Source organism: Sphingomonas sp. Leaf198, assembly GCF_001424005.1.
Lineage (GTDB): Bacteria > Pseudomonadota > Alphaproteobacteria > Sphingomonadales > Sphingomonadaceae > Sphingomonas.
Map to the genome: position 1 here is coordinate 1,311,864 of NZ_LMPX01000001.1, position 18,289 is coordinate 1,330,152.

Annotated in this window: 17 protein-coding genes; 8 read left to right on the forward strand and 9 right to left on the reverse strand. The window is 66.2% G+C overall.

Annotated elements, in window-relative coordinates; translation table 11 throughout:
* Positions 1 to 5: 5 nt before the first annotated feature.
* On the reverse strand, positions 6 to 1,019 hold the full coding sequence (locus ASG20_RS05820) for a zinc-dependent alcohol dehydrogenase family protein (RefSeq protein ID WP_056049681.1): 1,014 nt from the start codon (positions 1,017 to 1,019) through the stop codon (positions 6 to 8).
* Between the two features lie 34 nt (positions 1,020 to 1,053).
* Positions 1,054 to 2,256: an MFS transporter gene (locus tag ASG20_RS05825; protein ID WP_236698744.1), complete on the reverse strand. Its 1,203-nt coding sequence runs from the start codon at positions 2,254 to 2,256 to the stop codon at positions 1,054 to 1,056.
* Positions 2,257 to 2,418: 162 nt separating this feature from the next.
* On the opposite strand from ASG20_RS05825, the gene ASG20_RS05830 reads away from it, so the two are divergent.
* Positions 2,419 to 2,958 (forward strand): TetR/AcrR family transcriptional regulator, encoded by a 540-nt coding sequence (locus ASG20_RS05830; RefSeq protein ID WP_236698745.1) that lies wholly within the window; start codon positions 2,419 to 2,421, stop codon positions 2,956 to 2,958.
* A gap of 39 nt (positions 2,959 to 2,997) precedes the next feature.
* On the opposite strand, the gene ASG20_RS05835 is transcribed toward ASG20_RS05830, so the two are convergent.
* Positions 2,998 to 3,654, reverse strand: a complete 657-nt coding sequence (locus ASG20_RS05835; RefSeq protein WP_231420487.1) for a TMEM175 family protein — start codon at positions 3,652 to 3,654, stop codon at positions 2,998 to 3,000.
* Between the two features lie 125 nt (positions 3,655 to 3,779).
* On the opposite strand from ASG20_RS05835, the gene ASG20_RS05840 reads away from it, so the two are divergent.
* Both ASG20_RS05840 and ASG20_RS05845 read left to right on the forward strand, forming a co-directional pair.
* A complete protein-coding gene (locus ASG20_RS05840) occupies positions 3,780 to 4,565 on the forward strand; it encodes an alpha/beta fold hydrolase (RefSeq protein ID WP_056049693.1) in 786 nt (261 codons plus the stop codon).
* Between the two features lie 162 nt (positions 4,566 to 4,727).
* The gene (locus tag ASG20_RS05845) at positions 4,728 to 5,570 is read left to right on the forward strand and encodes an alpha/beta fold hydrolase (RefSeq protein ID WP_056050526.1); all 843 of its coding nucleotides are present in this window, start codon (positions 4,728 to 4,730) and stop codon (positions 5,568 to 5,570) included.
* 44 nt (positions 5,571 to 5,614) lie between these two features.
* On the opposite strand, the gene ASG20_RS05850 is transcribed toward ASG20_RS05845, so the two are convergent.
* Entirely contained in the window at positions 5,615 to 8,578 is a 2,964-nt protein-coding gene (locus ASG20_RS05850) for a sensor histidine kinase (protein WP_236698746.1), read from the reverse strand.
* 238 nt (positions 8,579 to 8,816) lie between these two features.
* On the opposite strand from ASG20_RS05850, the gene ASG20_RS05855 reads away from it, so the two are divergent.
* The 3 genes from ASG20_RS05855 (at position 8,817) to ASG20_RS05865 (ending at position 10,826) form a co-directional block, all read left to right on the forward strand.
* Positions 8,817 to 9,431, forward strand: coding sequence for a M17 family peptidase N-terminal domain-containing protein (locus ASG20_RS05855; RefSeq protein WP_056049695.1), 615 nt, complete (start codon positions 8,817 to 8,819; stop codon positions 9,429 to 9,431).
* Positions 9,432 to 9,448: 17 nt separating this feature from the next.
* Positions 9,449 to 10,138 carry a response regulator transcription factor gene (locus ASG20_RS05860; protein WP_082470828.1) on the forward strand — a complete coding sequence of 230 codons (690 nt, stop codon included), beginning with the start codon at positions 9,449 to 9,451 and terminating at the stop codon, positions 10,136 to 10,138.
* A gap of 115 nt (positions 10,139 to 10,253) precedes the next feature.
* Positions 10,254 to 10,826: a helix-turn-helix domain-containing protein gene (locus ASG20_RS05865; RefSeq protein WP_056049698.1), complete on the forward strand. Its 573-nt coding sequence runs from the start codon at positions 10,254 to 10,256 to the stop codon at positions 10,824 to 10,826.
* A 201-nt stretch (positions 10,827 to 11,027) separates the two neighbouring features.
* Here ASG20_RS05865 and ASG20_RS05870 read toward each other — a convergent pair whose 3' ends face one another.
* Positions 11,028 to 11,948: a LysR family transcriptional regulator gene (locus ASG20_RS05870; RefSeq protein ID WP_056049704.1), complete on the reverse strand. Its 921-nt coding sequence runs from the start codon at positions 11,946 to 11,948 to the stop codon at positions 11,028 to 11,030.
* 87 nt (positions 11,949 to 12,035) lie between these two features.
* Here ASG20_RS05870 and ASG20_RS05875 point away from each other — a divergent pair, with 87 nt between their 5' ends.
* Complete coding sequence (locus ASG20_RS05875; protein ID WP_056049707.1) at positions 12,036 to 13,070, forward strand: aldo/keto reductase; 1,035 nt, start codon at positions 12,036 to 12,038, stop codon at positions 13,068 to 13,070.
* 10 nt (positions 13,071 to 13,080) lie between these two features.
* Positions 13,081 to 14,304: an MFS transporter gene (locus ASG20_RS05880; RefSeq protein ID WP_082470748.1), complete on the forward strand. Its 1,224-nt coding sequence runs from the start codon at positions 13,081 to 13,083 to the stop codon at positions 14,302 to 14,304.
* Here ASG20_RS05880 and ASG20_RS05885 read toward each other — a convergent pair.
* Genes ASG20_RS05885 through ASG20_RS20085 form a run of 4 tightly spaced genes read right to left on the reverse strand, consistent with a single transcriptional unit; the run spans position 14,295 to position 18,089 of the window.
* Positions 14,295 to 14,600, reverse strand: coding sequence for a UBP-type zinc finger domain-containing protein (locus ASG20_RS05885; protein WP_056049710.1), 306 nt, complete (start codon positions 14,598 to 14,600; stop codon positions 14,295 to 14,297). The two genes, ASG20_RS05880 and ASG20_RS05885, sit on opposite strands and share 10 nt — an antisense overlap.
* A complete protein-coding gene (locus ASG20_RS05890; RefSeq protein ID WP_056049711.1) occupies positions 14,600 to 16,255 on the reverse strand; it encodes an FAD-dependent oxidoreductase in 1,656 nt (551 codons plus the stop codon). The genes ASG20_RS05885 and ASG20_RS05890 overlap by 1 nt, the downstream gene beginning before the upstream one ends.
* Positions 16,252 to 17,634 carry an FAD-containing oxidoreductase gene (locus ASG20_RS05895; RefSeq protein ID WP_056049714.1) on the reverse strand — a complete coding sequence of 461 codons (1,383 nt, stop codon included), beginning with the start codon at positions 17,632 to 17,634 and terminating at the stop codon, positions 16,252 to 16,254. Before ASG20_RS05895 ends, ASG20_RS05890 begins: the two co-directional genes overlap by 4 nt.
* A complete protein-coding gene (locus ASG20_RS20085) occupies positions 17,634 to 18,089 on the reverse strand; it encodes a DUF4126 domain-containing protein (RefSeq protein WP_201780680.1) in 456 nt (151 codons plus the stop codon). Before ASG20_RS20085 ends, ASG20_RS05895 begins: the two co-directional genes overlap by 1 nt.
* Between the last annotated feature and the right edge of the window lie 200 nt (positions 18,090 to 18,289).

The following is an 18,289-nucleotide window of genomic DNA, read 5'->3' on the forward strand; positions in this document are numbered from 1 at the left end:
CGCGGTCAGAATGCGATCATCATCTTGCCGAGATGGCCGGCGGCGGCGAAGTAGCGGACGGCGTCCGGCGCATCGTCGAAGGCGAAAGTCCGGTCGACGACCGTCGTCATGCCGTTCGCCACCATTGCGTCGAGCAGGTCGACGAACATCGCGCGGCTACCATTGGCGATGCCGCGGATCGTCACGTTCTTGGTAATCAGCGACAGGTAATCCGGGATCGCCGGCCCCTTACCCGGCGACACGCCGATAACGATAATCCGCGCGGTGGCCGCCGCCGCTGCGACCGACTGGCCGAGCGTATCGACGCCGCCGGTTTCGATCACGATGTCGGCACCCTTGCCGTCCGTCTTCGCGATCACCTCGGCCGCCCAATCGGGGGAGGTCCGGTAGTTGACCGTGATGTCCGCGCCAAGCGCGCGCGCCGTCACGAGTTTCGCATCGTGGGACGAGGTGATCGCAACCCGGGCGCCACGCGCCTTGGCGATCTTCAGCGCGGCAAGCGAGACGCTGCCGGTGCCGAGGCACAGGACGGTGTCGCCAGCCTTGAGGTGACAGATCTCGACCAACGCGTTCCAGGCCGTCAGCGCCGCGGACGCAAGCCCGGCGACATCGGCATCGGCCAGCGCATCAGGCACCCGGATCAACGCCGCCGCTGGCAGGACGATGCGCTCGGCCAGCCAGCCGTCATGCGTGATGCCGATATCGTGCGCGAAGATGTCCGATCGGAACGCGCCGTCCAGCCAGCTCGCGAAATGGCCGCAGACGACGCGGTCGCCGATTGCGACTTCGGTCACGCCCTCCCCGATCGCGACGACCTCGCCGACGCCTTCGGACATCGGGATACGGGTCTCGGGCTGGCGGGGACCATAAATGCCACGCAACAGTTGGACGTCGCGGCTGATCAGCCCGACGAGACGTGGTGCGACCAGTGCTTCGCCGGGGCCAGCGACGGGCTCGGCCCGGGTCGTGGCGACGAGAGCATCGATGCCGTCCTGCGCGCCGATTTGATAGGCTTTCATCGAAATCTCCTGAGTTAGGCGCACGATCGGCGCATCAATCGAATGCCCGTGGACCGGGCTTGAAAGCATGGCGACGCGCGCGCGATGCGATCACTAGCGCCAGCAGCGTCGGCGCCAGCACGGCCCAGGCGAGCGAACCTGCACCAAGATGGTCGAGCATCACGCCGCCGACGATCCCGCCTGCGGCGATTGCGCCGTTCCACGTTGTCGTCAGCATCGCATTCGCCAGATCGACGCCGTCGCCCGCGGCGTCGGCCAGCGCGGTCTGGAGCTGCGTCGCGGCGCCGCCGAACGAGAGGCCCCACAGGATCGTCGCGACGATCGTCACGATGGGGCTAGCCGCAAACAGCCCGAACGCCAGAGACACCGCTGCGAACGCCGTCAGGCTGACGAGCACGAGCGGCCGCAATGCTCGATCGACCAACACGCCTGTCACCCAGATGCCAACCAGCGCGGCAACGCCGAACCCGAGCAGCAGTAGGTCGAGCCTGCCCTGCACACCCGACAACGCGGCAACCGGCGCAATGTAAGTATAGAGGATGTTGTGCGCAGTGATCCACGCGAACAACGTGACGAGCACGGTGCGGACGCCGGGCGTGCGGAACACGCGCGCGATCGACAGTCGCTGTTCCTCCGGCTGCCCCGGGAAATCCGGCACCTGCCACAGCACCCAGCCGATCAGGACCAATGTCGTGATCGACATCAGCCCGAACGCCATGCGCCAGCCGAGCGTGTTGCCCAGCATCGCCCCCAGCGGAACGCCGATCGACAACGCCAGCGGCGTACCGACCATTGCGATCGCCAGCGCTTTGCCGCGCAAAGGCGCGACGACCATCCGCCGCGCATAGCCTGCGATGATCCCCCAGCCGAGCCCGGCCGCGACCCCGCCCATGAACCGCGCGACCAGCGTCAGCGCGTAGGACGTCGACACCGCGGTCACGCAGTTGAAGATCAGGAACCCGAAAATCGCGACCAGCAGCGTCGGCTTGCGACGCCAGCCTTGCGTGCACAGCGTCAGCGGGATCGCCGCGAACAGCGACCCGACTGCATAAACCGTCACCGTCTGCCCGGCGAGCGACTCCGATACGTCCAGTCCCGCGGCCATGTGCGGCAACAGTCCGGCGGGCAGCGTCTCAGTCAGGATCGCGGTGAAGCCGGTCATTGCCAGCGCCAGCAAGGCTGAGATCGGCAGCGTCTCGCTAGCGCCGACGTCGGTCGGAATAGGGTTTGGACGCACGCAATACTCACTTCTGGATCGACTGGTCCAGTGCAGTCGACGACCGAACGCAGCTTGTCAACGAATAATGGATCGATTAATCCACAACATCAGGAGCGGAGACTTATGGCACGGAGCGGGAGACCGCGTGGTTTCGACCGGGATGCGGCGCTGGACAGCGCGATGCACCTGTTCTGGGAGCACGGGTATGAAGGCGCATCGCTGCTGACGCTGCGCCATGCGATGGGCGACATTTCGTCGGCGAGTTTCTACGCGGCGTTCGGCTCGAAGGAAGCGCTGTATCGTGAAACGCTGGCACGATATCTGGCCCGGCATGGCAGCATCGTCGACGCGCTCGACGACGAACGACTGCCGCCGCGCGCGCGGCTCGAACAGGCTTTGTTGGGCTCGGTCGCGGTGCAGACCGATCTTGCGCATCCGCAGGGCTGCATGGTCACGCTGTCAGCAACGATCTCGTCAGAGCTAAGCGGACAAATCCGGGCGCTGACCCGATCCGAACGCGACGTTACGCGAACCGCGCTGCACCGGTGCATCAGTGCCGGCGTGAGCGCGGGTGATCTCGCCCCAGCGACGGATGTCGCAGGGTTAGTCGCACTGTACGATGGTCTGTTGCTGGGCATTTCGATCCAAGCTCGAGATGAGGTGCCAGCAAGCGCGATCCGAGCGGGGATCAAGCACGCGATGGCAGCTTGGCGAGATTGACGCGACGGTCCGTGCAACTATTTTCGTTGGTCGCAAAAGTCATACCTGTCCCTGAAGATTGAACGCTCGGATCATCCTGCGGTCAGGGATAAGCCACAAACCGATGACGGCACAGTATAGCGCGATCGCGGCCCAGCGGCTCGCGAACGCTAGCGGCACCGCTATGGCGTAGAGCGCGATACTTCCCCAACCTTTCCAGTCCGAGCCGATCGCTCGCGCAACGGCCGACTGTTTGCCGTTGCAGGCGATGATGGCGCGCTCGGTGAGCGAATATCCGATTGCCGCCAGTCCGAGCACGATCCCGTAGGCGGCGGTGGCCCCTGCTGCGAACTGCGTTTCGTCGAGCCAGCGGATCACGAACGGCACCAGGCTGAGCCAGAACAGCAGGAACAGATTGGCCCACAGCACACGCCCATCGATCCGTTCTACGACCGAGAACATGTGGTGATGGTTGTTCCAGTACAGCCCGACGTTCACGAAACTCAGCGCGTAGGCGAGCAGAATTGGCGCGCTTCCGGCGAGCGCACGTAGATCGCCGCTTTCGGGCACCTTGAGTTCGAGCACCATGATCGTGATGATGATCGCGATGACGCCATCGGTGAACGCGGCGACCCGCTCCGGTCCCATGCAACGCTCGGTCATAGGCACTCCCTGTTCTAACGCCGCCAGCGGTATCAGGTCGTCGCTGACGATCACAGCGACGCGGGTGTGCCGCGATCGCAATATGTCGGCCCTGCGCAAAATACGTCAGAATTTGCCAAGAACCTTGCGGGGTCGCCGGGCATGGCAGGTGTGGAAGCCTGTCTCGGGAGCTAGACGCTATGAAACACTGGATCACCGTTGTGGCTGCCGCCACCGCGATGCTCGTACCGTTGGCCGGCGCACAGGCGCAGCCGAAGGGCCAGCGCTCGACCATCGTCCTCGTCCACGGCGCGTTCGCGGAGTCCGGATCGTGGAACGGCGTCATCGAACTGCTTCGACGCGACGGCTATACCGTCATCGCCGCATCGAATCCGTTGCGCGGCGTAGCGAGCGACGCGGCGTCGGTTGCGGGCGTCGTCAATGCCGTGAAGACCCCAGTCGTACTCGTTGGCCACTCGTATGGCGGACCGGTCATCGGCGAAGCGGCTGCGCATGCGTCGAACGTCAAGGCACTCGTATATGTCGCCGCCTTCGCCGCGGATGTCGGCGAGAGCGCGTTCGCACTGACCGGCAAGTTCCCCGGCGCCACGCTCGGCGCGGCGCTCGCGCCGCCCGTCATACTGCCCGATGGCACGAAGGATCTCTATATCGAGCAGGACAAGTTCGCGAAGCAGTTCGCCGCGGATGTTCCGGCGGCGCAGGCTGCGCTGATGGCGGCGACGCAACGCCCGGTCGCCGAGGCTGCACTGAACGAACCCGCGCTCACCGCATCGTGGAAGACCATCCCGTCATGGTTCATCTACGGCAGCGCCGACCTGAACATTCCACCCGCCGCGCATGCCTTCATGGCAAAGCGCGCGGCCGCCAGGAAGACGGTCGTGGTCCCAGGCGCGTCGCACGTCGTGATGACGTCCAACCCGAAAGCCGTCGCCGCGCTGATCGAAGCCGCAGCAACCGCGCAATAGGCTTGCGAACCGCAACGTAAGGACACTGCCATGCCCGAAACCCTTCGCGCGCTGTCGCGACGCTCGGTCGTCATCGCCTCCGCATCCGCGGTCGCGGCGACGCTTCTCCCGACGATGACCTTCGCCTTACCCCTCCCCCTTCAACCGAACGGAGTTCCGAGAATGAGCAGCGGATTCATTAAGACCAAGGACGGCACCGACATCTTCTACAAGGACTGGGGTCCGAAGGAGGCCCAGCCGATCGTGTTCCATCACGGCTGGCCGCTGTCGTCGGACGACTGGGACACGCAGATGCTGTTCTTCCTGGCCGAGGGCTACCGCGTCGTCGCGCATGATCGCCGCGGTCACGGCCGGTCGTCGCAGGTCGATACCGGCAACGATATGGACCATTACGCGGCGGACGCTTCCGCGGTGGTCGAGCATCTCGACCTGAAGCGCGCGGTGCATATCGGTCACTCGACCGGCGGCGGCGAAGTCGCGCGCTATGTCGCGAAGTTCGGCCAGCCGCAGGGCCGCGTCGCCAAGGCCGTGTTGGTCAGCTCGGTGCCGCCAATGATGCTCAAGACCGCGAGCAATCCCGGTGGCCTGCCGATCTCGGTATTCGACGGCCTGCGCAAGACGCTCGCCGACAACCGCGCGCAATTCTACATCGATCTCGCGTCGGGGCCGTTCTACGGCTTCAACCGACCGACCGAAAAGCTGTCGCAGGGGGTCGTCGACAATTGGTGGCGCCAAGGCATGATGGGCGGCGCGCTCGCGCATTACGAGGGGATCAAGGCGTTCTCCGAAACCGACCAGACCGCGGATCTCAAGGCGATCACCGTCCCGACGCTCGTGCTGCAGGGCGACGACGACCAGATCGTGCCGTTCGCCAATGCCGCGCTGCTTCAGGCCAAACTCCTGAAGAACGCCACGCTCAAGATCTACAAGGGCTTTCCGCATGGGATGCTGACGACGCACGCCGACGTCATCAACCCGGATTTGCTCGCGTTCGTGAAGAGCTGAGCGTTACGCGATCGGCGGGAGGGTGACGATCGTCGCCTTCCCGCTCATCGATAGGCGATCCGCGCCGGGATCGTTACGCTGATCTCCGTACCGGAGTTGGTGTCGGACCGGATCGCAAACGTTCCGCCCATCCCGACAGCACGTTCGCGCATGCCGATCAGGCCGTAATGGCCGGGTCTATGCCCGCTTTCGCGGACGTCGGACGGAAGGCCGCGACCGTTGTCCGCCACGGTGATGACGAGCTTGTCGGAATTCGATCGGATCGCGACGCCGATGCGATCCGCCTTGGCATGACGCACTGTATTGGCGAGCGCTTCGCGGACGATCTGCGCGATCTCATCGGCGACCGGTGCATAGACCGGCCTCAGGACACCGTCGACGTCCAGATCCCAGGTGAGCGGCGGCGCGACGATGTCTTCGGTGATCGCGGTGAGCAACGCAGGCAGTGCGACCGGTTCCAAGTTATCGCGCAGAAACCGGACCCGGTCCCGGCCGTCGAGCAGCACATCGTCGGCCCGCTCCAGCACGCCTTCGAGGCTGGTCCGCGCACGGTCACCGCGCGGCAGCAGTTCGACCACCGACTGGAAGCGCAGCATCAGCCCCTGGAACCCCTGCAACAGCGTGTCGTGAAGCTCGCGGGCGATACGCTCGCGCTCCGCCAGCTGCATCTCGAACCGGCCGCGCGTGCGGTCGGCGATCGCGCGGACCCGGCGGCGATACAGCAGCCAGCCGAGGATCAGAATGGCGGCGATACACAGCGCGACGAACGCGTAGGTCTGGTAGAAACGCGGCGCGATCGTGAACGCGAGCACCGCGCCGTCGCGGTTCCAGACGCCATCGTTGTTGGCGGCGATTACCCGGAAGCGATACGTGCCGGGGCCGAGATTGGTATACAGCGCCTCGCGGGCTTCACCGGCGTCGACCCAGTCGCGATCGATCCCCTCGATCCGGTACCGGAAGCGGTTCGCGGTCGCATTGGTCAGGCTCAGCGCAGTGTAGCGGATCCTGACATGATTGGTGCCGGCGGGAAACACGACCGGTCGCGTTCCGGGCGTCTGCGCGGCGCCCCCGGAATCGAGCGAACGGATCTGGACGGTCGGCGGCAAACGGTTGCGCGATACGTGGCGTGGGTCGATCATCGCCAGCCCCTTGTTGGTCGCGAACCACAATCGCCCCGCCGCGTCCTCGGCGATGTCGTTCGCGTCGACCATGTTCGAGCGCGCGCGGAAATCCTCCTGATACCCGAAGCGTTCGAAGGGAAGCGGCGCGCCGGGATGCGCGAACGCCGCATCGAGCGCGACGGTCGCCATCCGGACGATTCCGGTCGTGCCGATCACCCAGGTCGATCCGTCCGCGGTCTGGATCAGACCGGTCAGTCCGACGAGGAACGGGTACGTCCGATCGGTCAGCGATGCGAGTCGATGGCCGTCATAGCGGGCCAGCCCCTGGTCGCCGACGATCAGCAGGCCGTGGCGGCTGGGCACCATCGTCCGGGTGGAGCCGACGACGTGATCCTCGCGGCGCCACAGCCGGGTCTCGGTGCCGTCCTTGAGCCGCGCAAACCCCTTGAAGACACGTGCGAACACGATCCCGCCTGCGCCATCGCTGCGGATACGGGGCACGGAGGAGCCAGCCGTGCCCGCCGCGCCGCCGACCGACTGGAGACTGTCGCCGACGACACGGTAGACCCGGTCCGCGCCCGTCCAGAACTGGCCGTTGGTATCCAGCGCGCAGGTTATCGATATCGGACCGCGAATGGGCGTGGCCTTGCCGAGGTTGCCCGATCGATCGATGTCGAGCAGCCATTTGCCGCGCATGCTGACGATCAGCACGCGGCGACTGTCCCCGCACAGCACGCCGATATCCGCCACCCGGAAGATCATCACGGGTTTGCCGTCCCGGGCGATTCGGAACACGCCGGACAGCCCCGCGACGAAGACAGGCCCGCCGCCGGTCGGTCCGACGAATCCCGATACGAGGGCCTCGGTCGTCTCCGGCTGGACGATATTGCTCGGTGAGAAGCGGTCGAGCCCGGACTCGGTACCAACCCAGATATTGCCCTCGCGGTCCTCCAGCATCGACAGCGTCAGCGATGCCGTCAGCCCCTGCATCTCGGTGAACATCTGGATCGGATCGCGGTTTTCGGAACGATCGAGCGATCCGGCCGGCAGCCGTCCCAGCCCGGTGTCCTGCCCCAGCAGCCAGAGACTGCCATCACGGTCGAACACCGGCTTGGGAAAGACGAAGGGCGTCGTGACAGGTCCCGATCGAAACGCGCTGCCCTCGCCCGTCACCGGCCGGATCCGGTCGCCATTCCATTGCCAAAGGCGACCGCCCGGACTTTCGGCAAGCGCGCCATAGGTGTCGCTCGGGATCCCGGCGTCGATGAACCGCGTGCCGCCGGGTTTGAGAAGCAGCATCCGGGGACGCGCCGACACATAGATCCCTCTGGATGTACTCAGGATATCGCCGATCGCGGTGTCCGGTACGCCCTGCCGAGCCCCGAACCGGGACCAGCGCCCATGCGACAATCGGCTGAGGACCAGCCTGCCCTTCGATTCCACCGCGAACCAGATCGCGCCGTCGCGCCCCTCGACGATCCGGTTGACGCCGCCGATGGGGGGCGACGGGTTGGCGACTTTGAGGATACCGCCGCGGAACACCGCGACACCACCAAAGTCATAGCCGACCCAGATGTCCCCGTTGCGGGCAGCCAGCAACGCCGTGATCTGGGGCGAGCGATAGGGGTCCTCATCGACAGGCACGATCCGCTCGAAAACGAGTCCGTCGAACCGGTAGAGACCGGTTGCGGTGCCCAGCCAGAGATAGCCGTCCCGGCCTTGAGCGATCGCGCGGATGTTGCCGGGTGCACCGTCGCCCAGTGTCCAGCGGGAATGGCGCAGTTGGGCGATCGTCCGCGTGGGATCGAGTGCCGATGCGCCAGTCGTCAGCGTCAAAAGGCCGGCGACCCCCACGATAAGGCGGGTGAATGCCCAGGGCCCTGTCATACGCAGATACCTAGATCGTGCAAATAATATGACAATGTCCAACCCAGCGACGATAATCTACGTTACGTTTACGAAACAACCTAATGCAAGAGTTTGCACAATACACCAACGTCAATATCGAATATTTTGCCGGCGAGCGTCATGATTATCCAAATTCTGTCAGCCCGGTCCACGATCCTTGCGTATCACGATGCTATGCGATGGGAGAGGTCCCGGATCGGACCAACAGGAGAACAGGATGCCGCCGATGGATGGCCGTGCGGACGATGCGGTGACGATCGGGACATTGCGGCGCGTTCGCATCGATGTCGCGCCGCGCGATGCGGTGAGTGCGGAGGTGGCGGTGGCGATCGCCGGCGTATTCTCTTACGAGATCGGACGGAACAAGCCCGGCGGTGGCTTGGGCAACCTCGACGCGGCACTTGGCGGCGCGATCACGCGTCTGCGCGCCGACGGTATATTCCGTGCCGAGCCAGGTGAAGTCCTGATTCTGTCGGCGCCGGCGCGACCGATCCAGGCGACCACCGTCCTCGCAATCGGACTCGGCAACCGGGCGGCATGGACGCCCGCCGTGATGCGTCAGGCAGTCGCGACGGCAGCGCGCGAAACGATCCGCCTCGACGCCGAGTCCGCTGCCTTCGCGCCAAGCCTTATCGACAGCGGGCTAGACCCCGACGACCTCTCTGGAACACCGCAGGCGATGCTGGAGGGGTTGTTCGATGCGCTGCCCGACAACCGACGCGACGATGGATCCGGGACATTGTCGCGCTGGCTGTTCTGTGTCGGGGCAGTACGTTTCGATGCAATGGCAGAGGTCTTCCGCGACACCTTCGACCGATTGGCCGCGCGCTGATGGATCAGCGACTTGTCATGGCCCTCGGACACGGCGCAGGGTTTCCGCTTAGCAGTCCGCACCCCCGTGAGTTCGCCGTGTCGTCATCGCCACAGATCCGCATCATGATCGTCGACGATCACCCCTTCCTCCGCGAGGGGGTGAGAGCCGTGATCGAAACGCAACCGGATCTTGCGCTCGTCGCGGAGGCCGAGTCCGGCGAACAGGCGCTCGCGCTGTACCCGACGCATCTGCCCGACATCGTCCTGATGGATCTGCAGATGCCGGGGATCGGCGGCGTCGACACGATCGCCGCGATGCGCAGCCACTGGCCGCAGGCGCGCATCGTCGTGCTGACGACCTATTCCGGCGATGCGCAGGCGTTGCGTGCGTTGCGCGCCGGGGCCGCGGGCTATCTGCTCAAGAACACGCTCCGGAAGGAACTGCTCGATACGATCCGCTCGGTCCATGCCGGCGGCAAGCATCTGAACGCACAAGTGGCGTCGAGCATCGCGTTCCACGTGATCGAGGACGCACTGACGGAGCGCGAGATCGGCGTGTTGTCGCTCGCCGCGTCGGGCAATTCCAACAAGCAGATCGCGGTAAGGCTGGCCGTCACGGAGGAAACCGTGAAGGGCCATATGAAGCTAATCTTCTCGAAACTGGGCGCCTCGGATCGCACGCACGCGGTGACGATCGCGGCCAAGCGCGGTATCATCGAACTCTGATCCTAGGCTGTACCGCGCCCCACTAAAGAGGGGGCGATCGCCACCCCAGGCGGGGCGCAGCCGATCGATACACATCCGTTATGTTTTCCGCACAGGTTGCGAGGGAGAACAGGCGATGCTGCACACGGCCCCAATGATCACGGCCCTGCCCCACGGGTTCGCGCCGTCCGTTGCCGCGGGCTTGCTGGCAAACGCGGTCAGCGCGCTCGACCACAATCCGCACGTAACACGGCATTACCTCGAGCGGCTCGCGGCGATGTTCGTCGAGGACGATCCGCAGCCGATCCGGAAGTCGGTCAAGGGCGGACTCGCCGCATGGCAGTTGCACGGCGTCGTCCAGCATATCGAGCAGTGGCTGGGATCGACGGTCGGTCTCGACGCGCTGGCCGAAGTCGCACGGCTCAGCACCGGGCATTTCTGTCGCGCCTTCAAGGTGACGACGGGCGAAACCCCGCACGCGTTCCTGATCCGTCAGCGCGTGCGTCGCGCGCAGACGCTGATGCTGCGGACCGACGAGACGCTCAGCCAGATCGCCTATGCCTGCGGGCTGACCGATCAGGCGCATCTGACCCGGCTGTTCCGCCGCGTCGTCGGCGTGACCCCGCTCGTCTGGCGACGGACCTGGCAATGCTCGCACGCTGATGTTCAGCGAGATCACCGAACCGGAGACCGATCACGTCCGACCTGATGCTCGTCAACGCGAACGTCAGGCCGGGCGGATAGGCGTGCAGATATACTGGCAAACCGCCAAGCCGACCTGCCTTGTGCTAGCAACCGTGCCCGAAAATCGTGTCCACCTTACGCCGGACAAGGCGGACGCATTCGTAAAAATCTGAAACGGTTTCGCGCATGACAAGACGGCGGACGGCACGAGGAAACGTTACCCACGTTATGCCGCAAGGCGCGCGGCGAGGAAATCGACGAACACGCGGACGCGGGCGGGCATGTTGACGCCACCGACGAAGACCGCATGGATGAGTTCGACGTCGCCAGGGTTGAGGTCCTCGAAAAGGGGTACCAGCCGGCCCGCGGCAATATCGTCGGCGACGCTGAACGTGCCGACACGCGCTATGCCGACCCCGGCGACGGCGAGCTGGGCGACCGTCTCGCCGTTATTGGCCTCGATATTGCCCTTTACCGACAGCGCGATGTCGTGGCCGTCGCGCCGGAACGGCCAGACCGGCTCGATCCGGCGGAAATTGAAATTGAAGCAGTTATGATCGCGCAGGTCTTCGGGCGTGGGCGGCATGCCGCAGCGGGCAAGATAGGCGGGTGACGCGACGATCACGCGTCCGCTTTCGCCCAGCTTGCGCGCGGTGAGCAGGCTGTCGGCCAACGGGCCGAACCGGACCGCGACGTCCGCCTGCCCCGCCGCGACATCGACGATCGAATCGCTCAGCGCGAAATCGAGCACGATGTGCGGATAGCGGCGGACGAATTCACCGAGCAGCGGGACGACGCACAACCGCCCGTGCGACAGCGCTGCGCTGACCCGCAACCGGCCACGGGGCGCGCCCTGGTCGGCGATCTGCTGTTCGGCGTCGTCGAGATCGGCGAGAATCCGGCGCGCGCTCTGGAAATAAGCCTGTCCCTCCGCGGTCGGCGTCAGCGCGCGGGTCGAGCGCAGGAGCAGCCTGACGCCGAGCCGTGCCTCGATCCGATCGATCGACCGCGCAACCGCGGACGGCGTGAGCCCCAGCACGCGGCCGGCACCCGAAAAACTGCCCGCGCGCATCACCGCGGCGAAGACCTCCAGCGATCGGGCGCGATCGGCTCCGACGCCCATCGCAGTGTCGGCCTTTGCGTCCATATCACAGATCCTTCGCTGCGCCGGCAGCTAATCAAAGCGAGCACGACCGGCCATCTATGCGTCTACAGCGCAATCGGGAACACGCACATGGATTATCGGCAATTGGGATCATCGGGGCTTCGCGTGCCCGTGCTCAGCTTTGGCACCGGGACGTTCGGCGGCACCGGGCCGCTGTTCGGCGCATGGGGCCGCAGCGACGAGACCGAGGCGCGGCGGTTGGTCGACGTCTGCCTCGATGCGGGCGTCACGTTGTTCGACACCGCCGATGTCTATTCGAACGGCGCGTCGGAAACGGTGCTCGGCGCGGCGATCAAGGGACGGCGCGAGCAGGTGCTGATCTCGACCAAGACCGGGCTGCCGATGGGCGACGGACCGCAGGACTGGGGCGCGTCGCGCGCGCGTCTCGTCCGCGCGGTCGAGGACTCGCTGCGACGGCTCGGCACCGATCATGTCGATCTGCTCCAGCTTCATGCATTCGATGCGTCCACCCCGACCGAGGAACTCATGGGAACGCTCGATACGCTGATCGGCGCGGGCAAGGTCCGCTATGCCGGGGTGTCCAACTATCCGGGGTGGCAGGTGACGAAGGCGCAGGGGATTGCAGACCGGCACGGCTGGCCGCGCCTCGTAGCGCATCAGGTCTATTATTCGCTGATCGGCCGCGCTTACGAGGCGGACCTGATGCCGATGGGCGCCGACCAAGGCGTCGGTGCGCTGGTGTGGAGCCCACTTGGCTGGGGTCGACTGACCGGCAGGATCGGCCGCGACCGGCCGATCCCCGCGGGCAGCCGCCTCCACGACACGGAGCAGTTCGCGCCGCCGGTCGAGGCCGAGCATCTCTACCGCGTGATCGACGCGTTGGAGGCGGTCGCCGCGGACACGGGCAAGACCGTGCCGCAGGTCGCGATCAACTGGCTGCTGCGTCGCCCGACCGTCGCGTCGGTGATCATCGGTGCGCGCAACGAAGCGCAGTTGCGCGACAATCTCGGCGCGGTCGGCTGGACCTTGTCGGTCGATCACGTGGCCGCGCTCGACGCGGCGAGCGATGTGCTGCCGCCCTACCCGCATACCCCGTACCGCCAGCAGGAGGGTTTCGCCCGCCTGAACCCGGCGCTGGTCTGAGGATCACGTGATGAAATTCAATCCCGCCGTGCTGGCCCTGTCCGTCGGTGCATTCGGCATCGGCGTGACCGAATTTGCGCCGATGGGCCTGCTGCCCGTCATCGCCCATGATCTCGGCGTGTCGATCCCGAGCGCCGGGTTGCTGATCAGCGCCTATGCGCTAGGGGTGGTGATCGGTGCGCCGCTGATGACGCTGACGACCGGGCGGGTGCCGCGGCGGACATTGCTCATCGTGCTTGCCGGCATCTTCACCGCGGGCAACCTGCTGGCGGCGGTGTCGACCGGCTACGGCATGTTGGTGGTCGCGCGGATCCTGACCTCGCTCAACCACGGCGCGTTCTTCGGTGTCGGCTCGATCGTCGCGGCCAGCCTCGTGCCGGCGGACCGGCGCGCCGGCGCGGTCGCGGCGATGTTCATGGGGCTGACGATCGCCAATGTCGTCGGCGTGCCGCTCGCGACGTGGGCGGGCGAGCATCTCGGCTGGCGCGCATCGTTCTGGGGCATTGCCGCGCTCGGCGTCGCGACGATGGCGGCGTTGCGCCTGACGCTGCCGCGCTTGCCGGCACCGGCGGGTAGCGACGCTAGAGCCGAACTGCGCGTGCTCGCCCGGGGCCCTGTGCTCGGCGCGCTCGGCCTGACCGTGGTGGGTGCAAGCGCGATGTTCACCGTCTTTACCTATATTACGCCGATCCTGCGCGAGGCGACGCATGCCTCGCTTGGCTTCGTCACGGCAATGCTCGTGACGTACGGCGTCGGCCTCACGGTCGGCAACTGGCTCGGCGGGCGGTTCGCCGATCGCTCGGTCGATCGGACGCTGATCGTGACGCTTGCCTCGCTGGCGGTGATCCTGGTCGCATTCGCGGTATTCATGCCGCTGAAGGTTCCCGCCGCGATCCTGATCTTCCTGTGGGGCATCGCGAGCTTCGCGCTGGTCCCGCCGCTCCAGATTCGCGTCATGCACGCGGCGGCGGATGCGCCGAACCTCGCCTCGGCGATGAACATCGGCGCGTTCAACCTCGGCAATGCGATCGGTGCGGCGCTGGGCGGCGGCGTGATCGCGGCAGGGCTGGGGTTCCCCGCGGTCGCGTTGGCCGGGGCGGGGTCGGCGGCGCTGGGGCTCGTCGCCGTGATCGTCAGCGTTCGCTTGCAATCGCGGACGCATCCCGCGGCACTTGGCCGGCCTTGTCCAAACACTGCCGCTACTGCCGAAACGATCGTCGTCGATCAGACGTAGCGCGGGATGGGCCCTATCTGGGCGGTCTGGTTCGGCAGGGAGATCTCGACCTCGTCGATGTAGCACCAGCCCCAGCCCTCGGGGGGATCATAGCCTTCGATGATCGGGTGCTGCGTCGCGTGGAAATGCGCGGTGGCATGGCGATGTGGTGAATCGTCACAGCAGCCGACGTGACCACAGTCGCGACACAGACGAAGATGCACCCACGGGCTTCCGATGGCGAGGCATTCCTCACACCCGCGGGCGCTGGGCGTGACGGCCCGGATCGTTCCCGTATGCTCGCAAGTCTCGGCCATCAGGTTTCTCCCTTGCTGCGTTCGGCGAGCTTGGTGTGGATCTGCGCGACGACGGCAGCACCCTCGCCGACGGCGGCGGCAACCCGCTTGGTCGAGCCCGCACGCACGTCGCCGATGGCGAACACGCTCGACATGCTCGTTTCCAACGGCAGGCCATTGCCACCGGTCACGACGAAACCCTTGTCATCCGTAGCGACGCATCCGTGCAGCCATCCGGCATTGGGATCCGCGCCGATGAACAGGAACAGGTGCCGCATTGCACACCGGTTGATCGATCCGTCCGTTCGGTTGCGAAAGCGCGCGGCAGACAAACCGTGCGCTGCATCGTCTTCCAGACCGATGATCTCGACGCCGACATGGAGCGTCACATTGGCGAGCGCGGCGATCCGATCGACCAGATAGCGCGACATGGTCTCGACGATCGGCCGACGGACGATCAGGTGAAGGTGCGATACGCGGGCGGCGAGAAACACCACCGCCTGTCCCGCCGAGTTCCCGCCGCCAACGAGTGCCACCTCCTCGCCCGCGCAGAGCTTCGCCTCGATCGGGGAGGCCCAATAGGAAATGCCCTGCCCCTCGAACATGCCCAGATCGGGGATATCGGGACGGCGATAGCGCGCACCCGACGCGATGATCACGGTCCGCGACCGGACCCGCCGATCACCCGACAGTTCGAGCGTCAGCGGATCGCGACCGGCAGGGTCGGCGGCGCATTCGAGGCGCAGCGTCTCCAGCGGGATCACCATCTCCGCGCCAAACTTCAACGCCTGGTTGAACGCCCGCCCGGCCAGCGCCTGCCCTGAAATCCCGGCGGGAAAGCCGAGATAATTCTCGATCCGGGCGGAGGCGCCGGCCTGCCCGCCCATCGCCCGCTCGTCCACCACGAGGACCGACAGTCCTTCGGACGCGGCGTAGACTGCCGCCGCCAATCCCGCAGGACCGGCGCCGACGATCGCGACGTCATAAACCGTCGCGGGGTCGAGGTCGGGGATCATGCCAAGGCAGGTCGCCACCTCTGCATCGGACGGGCGCTTGAGGATGGTGCCATTCGGGCACACCATCAGCGGCAACTCGCCGGGCAACACCCCGGTTCGTTCGACCAAGGCGCGCCCTTCCTCGTCGGCAGAGGCATCGAGCACGAGGTTCGGGTAGCCGCTACGTGTCAGGAACCCCTGGATACGGACGATGTCGGCGCTATTCGGTACACCGATCAGGATCGAGCCTGCGCCGCCCTCCTCGATCAGTCCGACCCTTCGCAGGATCAGCGCGCGCATGACGACTTCGCCAACGTCCGCCGACCCGACCATCAAGGCGCGCAGATGCGCCGCATCGAACGGTAGCGCGGTGCAACCTTCGGCGCCTGCACGGCCCGCTGCGATCGATGGCCGGCCCGATAGCTGGCTTACTTCACCCGTCAGCTGGCCTGGACCATGCGTCGTGATCGGCGCCTCGTGGCTCAACCCGTCGCGGCGGACGACATCGATCGCGCCGGCGAGTATCAGCCACGCGGGGGCGCCGAGTTCTCCGATCGCGTAGACGGGTTCGTCTGCGGCGAAGGTCCGCGCTGGACCACTGGCGAACCTCCTCGCGGTCTCGAGCTGCGCGGTGTCGAGCGTCGGAAACATCTGCTGCCGGCGATCGTCGACGACGCTCATGGCATGGCCTCTGGTGGCTGGAGATCGAGCAGCACCGTCGGGATCAGTTCGGAGACCGTCGGGTGGATCGGCACCGCCCAGCGCAGCGCCGAGATCGGCTGGTCGGCGCTCATCATGTCGAGGATGCCGTGGATCGCCTCGTCGCCTCCGGTGCCGAGAATGGCCGCACCGAGGATGCGCTGGGTCTCCGCGTCGGCGACGATTTTCATGAATCCCTTGGTCTCGCCCTTCTCCACCGCCCGACCGACCCGCGTCATCGCCCGCTTCGAGACGAGCACTTTCCGGCCGGAGGCGATCGCCTGCGCCTCCGTCATGCCGACGCGGCCGAGGGGTGGATCGATGTAGAGCGCGTAGCCCGGGATACGCTGCGATACGCGGCGATCGTCGCCATCCAGCAGGTTTGCCGCGACGATCTCGAAATCATTATACGCGGTATGCGTGAAGGCGCCGCGACCGTTGCAATCGCCCAGTGCCCAGATACCCGCGACGTTGGTTTCCAATCGATCGTCGACCGTGATGAAGCCGCGCACGTCGGTCGCGACGCCGGCGTGTTCCAGACCAAGATCGTCGGTGTTGGGACGACGCCCGATCGCCAGCAGGACGTGGCTGCCGATGACCGAAGGCTCACCCGTTTTGCACGACACGGACACCGCGACGCCCTCTGCGTGGCGGGAAAACCCGATACAGTCCGCTCCCGTGCGGACCACGATACCTTCGTCTTCGAGCAGGGCACGGATTGCGTCGGACACGTCGATGTCCTCATGCGAGACCAATCGATCGCCACGCTCGACGATCGTCACTTGGGCGCCGAAACGGCGGTACATCTGCGCGAATTCGAGCCCGACATAGCTGCCGCCGACGACGACGAGATGCGGCGGGACCGCGTCGAGCGCGACCATGTCGGTATTGTCGAGATGCGGCACATCGCCGACACCTGGCATCGCCGGGACGTCCGCGCGCCCGCCGACGTTGAGGAAGATGCGGGGCGCCGTGATCGCCTCGTCACCGACAGTCATCGTCCTGGGCCCGGTGAATCGCGCGTGGCCGCGCAGGAACGTCAGTCGCTCCATCGACGAGAGCCATCGTTCGTTGCCACCGCGTGCGTCCTCGACGACGCGGGCCGCCCGCGCCGCAACGGCGGGCATGTCGACCTCGACGATGCCTGTTCGTATTCCGAAATCCGCGCCCCGGCGGGCGAGGTGCGCTGCATACGCGCTGGCGACGAGCGTCTTGGTGGGCATGCAGCCGGTATTGACGCAGGTGCCGCCAACCAGATGTCGCTCGATCAGGGCGACATGCCAGCCCTTCGCGGTAAGCCGTCCGGCAAGCGGCGGTCCAGCCTGCCCTGCCCCGACGATGATCGCATCGAAACTGCGCATCAGACGAGCGCCACCGCCAACAGCGCGCCGCCGATCGCGATAACGTCCTCGATCAGCGCTGCCGGACGGTCGCTGCCGAACAAGGTTGCGAGGCGGGCGCGAACCGCCGCGCCTCCGAGCGTGCCGATCACCGCTCCGATCACGCCGAGGATCGCTCCGATGACGACCGCGCCGGTCGCCATCCCGAGCGCCGCGCCCGCTACGCCGCCGGTGACGAGCCGCGCGCCGAACTGCACGGGGGCCTTGCGGCTGAGCGTCGACGGAAGCTGATCGGTGACGAGTTCACCGATCGCGAGCAACGTCATCACCGGGGCCGTGAAGCGCCACCCGAGAATTGCGAGCGCGCTACCGTCGAGGTCGAGAATCCTGAGCTTGGCCGCCCATGCGACGGCAGCAAGCGGCATCATCGCCCGCAATCCCGCCACTATTCCGATTACCAAGGCCGCGAGCATCATCAGACGTCTCCCTCGGCACCGCGCATCCCGGCGGCCCATAGTACCACTACCGTAACGATCTTCCGGCTGCGACGCCATCGCCGATCCGCCGCGGTCATGTCGGCGACACCGCCAGCAGACGACGCTTTCAGACGAGACCCACGCCACGATCTCCGCAGACCGTTTGGAGTGCTGAAAATTCACCCGTTCGTGCAAAACGC

What these genes read in the sequence shown, in the direction of transcription:
- ASG20_RS05820 (WP_056049681.1), bottom strand. Translation starts at nt 1,019, where the DNA reads ATGAAAGCCTATCAAATCGGCGCGCAGGACGGCATCGATGCTCTCGTC.
- ASG20_RS05830 (WP_236698745.1), top strand. Translation starts at nt 2,419, where the DNA reads ATGCACCTGTTCTGGGAGCACGGGTATGAAGGCGCATCGCTGCTGACG.
- ASG20_RS05840 (WP_056049693.1), top strand. Translation starts at nt 3,780, where the DNA reads ATGAAACACTGGATCACCGTTGTGGCTGCCGCCACCGCGATGCTCGTA.
- ASG20_RS05845 (WP_056050526.1), top strand. Translation starts at nt 4,728, where the DNA reads ATGAGCAGCGGATTCATTAAGACCAAGGACGGCACCGACATCTTCTAC.
- ASG20_RS05850 (WP_236698746.1), bottom strand. Translation starts at nt 8,578, where the DNA reads ATGACAGGGCCCTGGGCATTCACCCGCCTTATCGTGGGGGTCGCCGGC.
- ASG20_RS05855 (WP_056049695.1), top strand. Translation starts at nt 8,817, where the DNA reads ATGCCGCCGATGGATGGCCGTGCGGACGATGCGGTGACGATCGGGACA.
- ASG20_RS05860 (WP_082470828.1), top strand. Translation starts at nt 9,449, where the DNA reads ATGGCCCTCGGACACGGCGCAGGGTTTCCGCTTAGCAGTCCGCACCCC.
- ASG20_RS05865 (WP_056049698.1), top strand. Translation starts at nt 10,254, where the DNA reads ATGCTGCACACGGCCCCAATGATCACGGCCCTGCCCCACGGGTTCGCG.
- ASG20_RS05870 (WP_056049704.1), bottom strand. Translation starts at nt 11,948, where the DNA reads ATGGACGCAAAGGCCGACACTGCGATGGGCGTCGGAGCCGATCGCGCC.
- ASG20_RS05875 (WP_056049707.1), top strand. Translation starts at nt 12,036, where the DNA reads ATGGATTATCGGCAATTGGGATCATCGGGGCTTCGCGTGCCCGTGCTC.
- ASG20_RS05880 (WP_082470748.1), top strand. Translation starts at nt 13,081, where the DNA reads ATGAAATTCAATCCCGCCGTGCTGGCCCTGTCCGTCGGTGCATTCGGC.
- ASG20_RS05885 (WP_056049710.1), bottom strand. Translation starts at nt 14,600, where the DNA reads ATGGCCGAGACTTGCGAGCATACGGGAACGATCCGGGCCGTCACGCCC.
- ASG20_RS05890 (WP_056049711.1), bottom strand. Translation starts at nt 16,255, where the DNA reads ATGAGCGTCGTCGACGATCGCCGGCAGCAGATGTTTCCGACGCTCGAC.
- ASG20_RS05895 (WP_056049714.1), bottom strand. Translation starts at nt 17,634, where the DNA reads ATGCGCAGTTTCGATGCGATCATCGTCGGGGCAGGGCAGGCTGGACCG.
- ASG20_RS20085 (WP_201780680.1), bottom strand. Translation starts at nt 18,089, where the DNA reads ATGATGCTCGCGGCCTTGGTAATCGGAATAGTGGCGGGATTGCGGGCG.